1 protein-coding gene is annotated in these 1,638 nt (G+C 46.4%); it reads left to right on the forward strand.

Translation table 11 applies throughout. The features are described 5' to 3' along the window. Window positions 1-448: 448 nt before the first annotated feature. Window positions 449-1,638 (forward strand): phosphate/phosphite/phosphonate ABC transporter substrate-binding protein (locus tag AC4II3_RS32650; RefSeq protein WP_488029854.1); only part of this gene is annotated, 1,190 nt, incomplete at its 3' end.

The raw sequence follows: 1,638 nt of genomic DNA on the forward strand, positions 1-1,638 counted from the left end.
TAAGGAGTTTAAGGTGAAGGAACTTAGGAAGTTTATCGAAGAGTATGTCGATTAATTATAATTATAATTGCTGAGATTTGAAATAGGTAACAGGGAATAGTAACAGGGAATAGGTAACAGACAAGAGGCAAGAGGCACCCACCCCTAACCCCTCCCAGGAGGGGAAGGCAAGAGGCACCCACCCCTAACCCCTCCCAGGAGGGGAAGGTAAGAGGTAAAAAATCTTATGTACATTAGGTGCGACCCGTGGCGAATTTAATTCTTATATCATGTCAGGATAATTACCCTTAATAAACATCTCCCCCATCTCCCCATCTGGCCATCTCCCCACACTATTTCAAGGGTATGCTCCAACGACTCAGAACAGTTACCGGCAACCCCTCTCGAGAGTCCAAACTCTGACAGCAGTACAGCGAATCCCCGTGTTTTGAGCTGTTTTCGTCGGGGCATGAAGCGTGATTCAAGCTGCTCTACTCAATCATCTTCCCTTACCGATTGGTCAATTTTTTACCGATTTTTCTCCAAGTATCCCTGTTCTCTCCTCAGCCTAAATCTTAAAAACCTACCCCTGAAAGCTCCCCAAAAATTCGTACCTGACATAATTGAAAACTGCTATACTATGAGTCGTCTTTACTTCTTAATTAAATCCAGCCTGATTCTAGCCATGGGATTATCACTAATACCATTGGCTGCCCCAGGGATTATTCCTCCTCAGAAATCTGTAGATGGAACAGGACAAATAACGACTTCAGAGGTAAAGATTGTTAAGGTGGGAGTGATGGCAATTCGGGGTGTTGACCATACCAAAAAAAAATGGCAACCGACCCTAGACTATCTCAGTGAAACCATTTCCGGCTATGTCTTCCAACTTGTACCACTAGGGTTTGACACCCTCGAAGAAATAATAGCTAACCAGGAGGTGGACTTTGTGTTGCCTAACCCTGGCATGTATGTAGAGTTGGAATGGATTTATGGGGCACGACGAATTGCCACCCTAACAAATCTACGCCTAGGCAAGCCTTACACCCAATTTGGAGCGGTTATCCTGCGTCATGCTGACCGCAATGATATCCAGGATTTAAAGGATTTACGGGGCAAAACCTTTATGGCCGTCAGTGAAATTGCCTTTGGGGGCTGGCAAATGGCATGGGAAACTCTGTTAGAAGCTGGAGTTAACCCCTACCGTGACTTTCGAGGCCTCCACTTTGGTGGTAGCCATGACGCAGTGGTCTACGCTGTTCGTGATGGTATTGTCGATGCTGGCACTGTCCGCACTGATACCCTCGAACGTATGGCACAGGAGGGTAAAATTAATCGAGATGACTTTGTGATCCTCAATCAGCAAACTCAATATCAAGACACTTTCCCTTTTGCTCTGAGTACTAAACTTTATCCAGAATGGCCCTTTTCTACACTACCCCATACCCCAATGGCGTTAGCGGAAGAGGTTGCGATCGCATTAATAACCATGCCTTCTGAGCACCCAGCGGCCAAAGCTGGTCGTTATCAGGGCTGGACGATCCCCGCCAACTACCAAGCTTGTCACGAAACTTTACGGAATCTGCGGGTTCGTCCCTACGAAGATTGGGGAAAAGTGACTCTGGGTCAAGTCATCTATCACTACCGCTATTGGCTGTT

Source organism: Moorena sp. (assembly GCF_982860115.1).